Source organism: Bartonella sp. TT110JLCBS, from assembly GCF_042193405.1.
GTDB lineage: Bacteria > Pseudomonadota > Alphaproteobacteria > Rhizobiales > Rhizobiaceae > Bartonella.
Genome location: NZ_JBHILT010000038.1, coordinates 1 through 6044 on the forward strand (window position 1 = coordinate 1; position 6044 = coordinate 6044).

Below are 6044 nucleotides of genomic sequence, written 5' to 3' on the forward strand. Positions count from 1 at the left end.
TCGTCTTAATATATGTCTCAAACATGCGGCTGCCTTGGGTTTGAATGTTGATTTACAAGCAACAGAAAAAGCACGCGCGCTCTTAGGTAAACAACGTCATAAAACGCAAAATTTTCCAGCTATGGATTGGAGAGATGTCCCTGCCTTTTATAAAACACTTTGCGAAGCATCAACCTTAACACAACTGGCTTTGCGTTTGCTTATTCTGACAGGCGTTCGTACCAACCCTTTGTGTCATATTCATAAAGACCAAGTTGATGGCGATATCTGGACAATCCCTGCTGAAAATATGAAAGGTCGACGTGATACTACAGAAGAGTTTCGCGTGCCTCTATCATCAGAAGCATTAGAAATCTTAAAACAAGCGCGCTTGCTTTCTCGCAATGATTTCTTCTTTTCTGCAACCGGTCGGGGTCCCCTCGCTGCAAATTGTATGGCTCAATATATGAGAGACAATAAAATTGAGGCATGCCCCCATGGATTTCGCTCTAGTTTACGTGATTGGCTCGCTGAGACAACCGATGCTCCCTATGAGGTCGCTGAAACTATTCTAAGTCATACGGTCGGCGGTAAAGTAGAGCGTGCCTATCGTCGTACTGATTATCTAGAACAGCGCCGTGTCTATATGGATAAATGGGCAGCTTATGTCACCGGTCAATCTTAAGATATGGGGTGCATAACCCCATTATCTGTGGATAACTTTAGCTCTCTTTTCTCTCATTCTCTCTCAATAAGATTCATAAATTATCACATCAGAAATTGTATGATAAAATATTGTTTTCTATAAATAAAATACCTTCAAAAATGAACAAAAATGTGGTTAATAAATGGTTATGATTTGTTGCCATTTTTTGAGAGTGAAAGGATTTTAGTATGACAGAAAATGATATTCTTTTAACAGACCGTGAAAGTGCAAAACTGCTTCATATGAGTGTTTCAACATTCCGACGTCATGTAACCAATGGCTCTCTCCCAAAACCTTTAAAATTTGGCTTTTTATCCCGTTGGTTACAATCAGATCTTTTGAATGTCATCGAGCAAGCAAAACAGCAACGTTATAACGACGCGGCATAAAAAGAAAACCTTGTCACGTAAGAACGGACAAGGCTTTCTCAAGCTCATCAACCTGGAGCTTTATTTGGTGTAAATTCAAAGCTTTCTCTGCTGAAGCAAGACCTAAGGTTTGCATTCAAGTTGTTCTGAATGCTTTTTACAATAAGGGCTATTTAAGCGTCTCTCAACACTTCGCTGAGGCATGACAGCACCAGGACGACATATGGGAAGGTTGTCTGATTTATGATTTTCACACCAATCTTGTATTGTAAAGCTAGGGCGAAAACCTGATTGCGCCATACACATTTCAATACTGGCAAATTGATTCAAATCTAGCGCCACAACCTTATTAAGGTCCGGTACTCCACATTCTAAAAGTATTTTATTTCTCCATAATGCTGGAGAAAGTGAGGGAATTGAGTTAACACATCCAGCTATACTTAACAGAGCTATGCCGCTCAATAGTTTTAAGATTTTCTTCATTATTCCCCTCTTTCAATGGATTTATTTACAATAAAAAAGCTCATAAGCTTGTTTATATTTTCTGTCACCGCTTCATTAAAACAACGGTGAACAATATTGAGATGATGGATTGAGAAAACAATCCCGCCGTTCCAAGTGAAGGCACGGAGGGCGGATTGTTGATCATCACAAACAGTGCTTAAGGTTGGCATTCTGGTTTATTTTTATATTTTTGGCAATAAGCGCTATTTAAACGCTTCTTGACACTTCGTTTTGGAATGACAGCACCTGAATGACAAATCGGAAAACGAGCATCAAAAAACTCACACGAACTCAAATATCCGGATTTATATCTAAAACCTGCTTGAACCATGCAAGCTTCAATTAATGCGTTCGCATTTCCGTCTAACTTTCTGTTGTATTCATCACGATTATAAGGTGTTGGCATGCCACATTCTAACAGCGCTTTCCCTATATCAATTGTATTTGCACCAGGCTTATCCCATAATTCCCAAGCTGATAAGGGAACCTCAGCTTTATACTCACATCCAGCTATACTTAACAGAGCTATGCCGCTCAATAATTGCAAGACTTTCTTCATTTTTCCCCTCCTTCAGTGGGTTTCTTTACGATAAAACAGCTCATAAACCTGTTGATATTTTCTGTCACCGCTGCTTAAAACAACGGTGAACAATATTGAAATGGTTGGTTGAGGAAACAATCCCGCCATTCCAAGCGAAGGCAAGGATGGCGGATTGTTAATCATCACAAACAGCAAGACTTAAGGTTGGCATTTGCGACTATTTTTATATTTTTTACAAAAAGGGCTGTTTAAGCGCTTCTTGACACTGCGCTGTGGAACAACAGCGCCTGGACGACAAATGGGAAGGTTTTCGGCTTTATGATTCTCGCACCAAGTCCCTCCCCCCACTTTATCACGAAAACCTGATTGAAACATACAAGCTTCTATGGTTGCTATTGCATTGTAGCTGAGCTTTCTGCTTTCTGGATCAGTATCATAAGGGGTTGGCATGCCACATTCTAACAAGGCTTTTCCTACCTCAGTAAAATCTGCTCCCGGTTTCTCCCAGGCTCCTATAGAGGAGGTAGGAGTTTTATTAAATTGACAACCAGTGATGATTAATAGAGTTAATGTACTCAATAATTTTAAAGGTTTTTTCATTTTTTACTCCATGATTTACTTGAAGGAACTTGTTCACGATGAGATGAGCCATAAGTCTTTTGGCACATATCGCTCGCATCTCCAAGGCAAGTATGGGAACTTATGGGATTTGTAGCCACTCTCAACCATTCTGTCCAAACGTTACTGCCAGCAGGGAGTGTCCCGTAGGTATAGCCATTGCCACCAATAATTCTGCTTACAAAGTCATATCTATTCCCATCAAAGCCAATAGTGGTTTGTTTGCCATCACTCACATAACCTAACAGACCGGATGCAACTAAAACATTAAAGGCTGGTCCATAGAAATTGATATTCGTGTTGTCGGCTATACCGTGCACACCTTCTTGTTTGAAAGAATACAATATATTCCCCAATGTCATTGTCCCGCGACTATGTCCATAAAGTTCTAACCCTGTAAGACCATAGCTATACATCAAATCTTTTGCTTCTTGTGTGGAATTGGTCAAACCCCAAAAGTTATTTTCCATAAACTTCTGATAGCCCGCGACTAGAAGTTCTGAGATAGCAGAATCGGCTTCAGGGAACACAACAAAATAAAGCGGTTCATTTTTATTCTCCGCATGTTGAACCGCATAAACAGCGGCTTCCTCTGGTGGAGTAAAGATGCCATTAAAGGACACATGCACCTTGCCATCAGCACCCTCTTGTAAATGCTGCTTTTCTTCATCCGTTAAATAATGTGCGTGAGGTATTGGTTGTCCACGAGCGTCTTTGATATACTGTCCATTTGCATCTTTTTTATAGATTATATTGCCCTTTTCATCACGGTCGACAACGGCGATGGGGTGCTCTTTGATAAACATGGTTTTATAGGAGTCATCGCTGTATTTAAATCCTTCTTCTAAGAGTTGGGTTGCCATTTCGCGGTTTTCATGGACGATTTGTTCCAGCTTGCCTACATCGAGCTGTTGTACACCCTTATGGGCGCTGGCAGTATCACGATTAAGAGAGGCTATGGCTTGCTCAACATCTTGCCCTGTCAATGCCTTCTGCCCAGCTTCATCAGTAATGACGATGGTGCCATCGCTAATGGCGGATTTGGTATATCCTTCCTCTGAATCTTGGGCTTTTGAATGATCTAAGAGATTTTTAGCAATGTTTTTCCCGACACCATATTTGCCCTGATACATCGGACCACCCGCAGAAATGCTTAAACCTTGGCTGCTAGCTTGCGCATGCGCACCGTTGCTGATATCACTGGTGCTAATGCTTCCTGTGGTCAGGCTGTTTTTTTCTGCCGGCGCGGTACCAGCGATAATATCGGCTCCAACACCATGGATGCTGCCTTTGTGGGCTTGCATGTTGACAGCGCGTCCTGCTTCTATTGTTGTGCTCATCGCGGTGAAAGCTTGAGAAGAAGCTTCTGCTTTCTTAAAGCCCACTGTCATACTGCCAGATGCGCCAGCCTCAGTCAAACCGCTTAACGTATCCTGTGGATTGCACCACGACTTTGGCTTCAAAATACGCATCCCCCGTAATGAAACCTCACCTGCTCTATTGTCGACTATCTTAATCACCAAATTAAAAGTGCCCGTTGCGTGGATAAAGAAGGAGACAGCTTTGATCCTCTACTTCATTCGTGATTTTATCTAACGACCTTTTTAACGATGGGGAGGACGCTTTGGTGATCGCTTTTGTAAAGCTTTTTGCTTTTGCTGACGTTTTCTTTCATCCTCAAAATGCGTTAGTAAAGCGCGTTCCTGTTTCGTTTTGTTGGTCACACCAAAGGTATCATTGTCCATAAATTGCTGATATCCAGCTAGCATCAAATTAGCTAAAAACGAGTCACTTTTCAGAGGTTGTACAAAATAGAGCCCTTTTGAATCTTGCAATTTATACCGGAAACCTGCTTTTTTCATGCACTCATAAACTGAGGCAAATTCACTCGCATACGAATTCATATCACTAGAAGAAGCATAAACCGGTTTCCAGCCACATTTTGATAAGGATTGTTGGATCATCGCTTTATCGACACCTGGCTTTTCCCATAATGCTAAAGTTGATGGAGGAGGTTGGTTAACACATCCAGCTGTATTTAAGAGAGCTATGCAACTCAATAGTTTTAAGATTTTCTTCATTTTTTCCCTCTTTCAATGGATTTATTTACTATAAAACAGCTCGGAAGCTTGTTGATATTTTCTGTCATCGCTACTTAAAACAACGGTGAACAATATTGAAATGGTTGCTTGAGGAAACAATCGCGCCATTCCAAGTGAAGGCAAGGATGGCGGATTGTTGATCATCACAAGCAAGACTTAAGGATAGCATTTGCGACTATTTTTATATTTTTTACAAAAAGGACTGTTCAAGCGCTTCTTGACACTGCGCTGTGGTATGACAGCACCTGGACGACATATGGGAAGGTTTTCCGCTTTATGATTTACACACCATCCCCCCCCCCTTTCTTCATAGCGGAATCCTGATTGAACCATGCAAGCATGAATTGTTGCTATTGCATTATTACTGAGCTTTCTACTTTCTGGATCCTTATCATAAGGGGTTGGCATACCGCATTCTAACAAGGCTTTTCCTATCTCAGTAAAATCTGCTCCTGGCTTTTCCCATGCCCCTATAGAAGATGTGGGAGTTTTATTAAACTGGCACCCAGCTATACTGAATAGAGTTACAGCACTTAATAATTTTAAGGTTTGTTTCATTTTTTACTCCATAATCTAATTCAAGGTTTTTGTTCTAGATGAGATGTGCCATAATTATATCTACATTTATAACTCGCATCTCCAAGACAGGTATGGGAGCTTATGGGATTCATGATCACTCTCCACCATTCTGTCAAAACGTTACTGCCAGCAGGTATTGTCTCGTAGGTATAGCCATTGCCGCCAATAATTCTGCTTACAAAGTCATATCTATTCCCATCAAAGCCAATAGTGGTTTGTTTGCCATCACTCACATAACCCAACAGACCGGATGCAACTAAAGCATTAAAGGCTGGTCCATAGAAATTGATATTCGTATTGTCGGCTATTCCGTGCACACCTTCTTGTTTGAAAGAATACAGCATATTCCCCAATGTCATGGTACCGCGGCTATGTCCATAAAGTTCTAACCCTGTAATACCATGGCTATACACCAAATCTTTCGCTTCTTGTGTGGAATTGGTCAATCCCCAAAAGTTATTTTCCATAAACTTCTGATAGCCCGCGACCAAAAGTTCTGAGATAGCAGAATCGGCTTCTGGGAACACAACAAAATAAAGCGGATTATTTTTATCCTTCGCATGTTGCTCTGCATAAACAGCGGCTTCCTCTGGTGGAGTAAAGATGCCATTAAAGGACACATGCACCTTGCCATCAGCACCCTCTTG

The 6044-nt window shown here is 41.2% G+C and carries 8 protein-coding genes and 1 pseudogene; 2 read left to right on the forward strand and 7 right to left on the reverse strand.

The genetic code is table 11. The annotated features are described in order from the left end of the window. Together ACFILW_RS08585 and ACFILW_RS08590 are read left to right on the forward strand one after the other, a co-directional pair. Window positions 1-664 (forward strand): tyrosine-type recombinase/integrase (locus ACFILW_RS08585; RefSeq protein ID WP_375685558.1); only part of this gene is annotated, 664 nt, incomplete at its 5' end. A gap of 209 nt (window positions 665-873) precedes the next feature. Continuing rightward, window positions 874-1074, forward strand: coding sequence for an AlpA family transcriptional regulator (locus ACFILW_RS08590; RefSeq protein ID WP_015856172.1), 201 nt, complete (start codon window positions 874-876; stop codon window positions 1072-1074). Window positions 1075-1176: 102 nt separating this feature from the next. Here the strand turns inward: ACFILW_RS08590 and ACFILW_RS08595 are convergent, their stop codons facing one another. The 7 genes and pseudogenes from ACFILW_RS08595 to ACFILW_RS08625 all read right to left on the reverse strand — a co-directional run. Continuing rightward, on the reverse strand, window positions 1177-1536 hold the full coding sequence (locus tag ACFILW_RS08595; protein WP_375685559.1) for a hypothetical protein: 360 nt from the start codon (window positions 1534-1536) through the stop codon (window positions 1177-1179). Window positions 1537-1714: 178 nt separating this feature from the next. Further along, entirely contained in the window at window positions 1715-2116 is a 402-nt protein-coding gene (locus ACFILW_RS08600) for a hypothetical protein (RefSeq protein ID WP_375685560.1), read from the reverse strand. A gap of 180 nt (window positions 2117-2296) precedes the next feature. Next, window positions 2297-2698 carry a hypothetical protein gene (locus tag ACFILW_RS08605; RefSeq protein WP_375685561.1) on the reverse strand — a complete coding sequence of 134 codons (402 nt, stop codon included), beginning with the start codon at window positions 2696-2698 and terminating at the stop codon, window positions 2297-2299. After that, a pseudogene (locus tag ACFILW_RS08610) lies at window positions 2695-3978 on the reverse strand (filamentous hemagglutinin); the annotation flags it as partial. The gene ACFILW_RS08605 and the pseudogene ACFILW_RS08610, both read right to left, overlap by 4 nt. A gap of 342 nt (window positions 3979-4320) precedes the next feature. Next, the gene (locus ACFILW_RS08615; RefSeq protein ID WP_273791330.1) at window positions 4321-4797 is read right to left on the reverse strand and encodes a hypothetical protein; all 477 of its coding nucleotides are present in this window, start codon (window positions 4795-4797) and stop codon (window positions 4321-4323) included. Between the two features lie 177 nt (window positions 4798-4974). Further along, window positions 4975-5376, reverse strand: a complete 402-nt coding sequence (locus ACFILW_RS08620; RefSeq protein WP_375624304.1) for a hypothetical protein — start codon at window positions 5374-5376, stop codon at window positions 4975-4977. Between the two features lie 20 nt (window positions 5377-5396). Continuing rightward, window positions 5397-6044 (reverse strand): filamentous hemagglutinin (locus ACFILW_RS08625; RefSeq protein ID WP_375685563.1); only part of this gene is annotated, 648 nt, incomplete at its 5' end.

Excerpts from the sequence above, each read along its gene's own strand:
- ACFILW_RS08590 (WP_015856172.1), top strand. The coding sequence starts at position 874 with ATGACAGAAAATGATATTCTTTTAACAGACCGTGAAAGTGCAAAACTG.
- ACFILW_RS08595 (WP_375685559.1), bottom strand. The coding sequence starts at position 1,536 with ATGAAGAAAATCTTAAAACTATTGAGCGGCATAGCTCTGTTAAGTATA.
- ACFILW_RS08600 (WP_375685560.1), bottom strand. The coding sequence starts at position 2,116 with ATGAAGAAAGTCTTGCAATTATTGAGCGGCATAGCTCTGTTAAGTATA.
- ACFILW_RS08605 (WP_375685561.1), bottom strand. The coding sequence starts at position 2,698 with ATGAAAAAACCTTTAAAATTATTGAGTACATTAACTCTATTAATCATC.
- ACFILW_RS08615 (WP_273791330.1), bottom strand. The coding sequence starts at position 4,797 with ATGAAGAAAATCTTAAAACTATTGAGTTGCATAGCTCTCTTAAATACA.
- ACFILW_RS08620 (WP_375624304.1), bottom strand. The coding sequence starts at position 5,376 with ATGAAACAAACCTTAAAATTATTAAGTGCTGTAACTCTATTCAGTATA.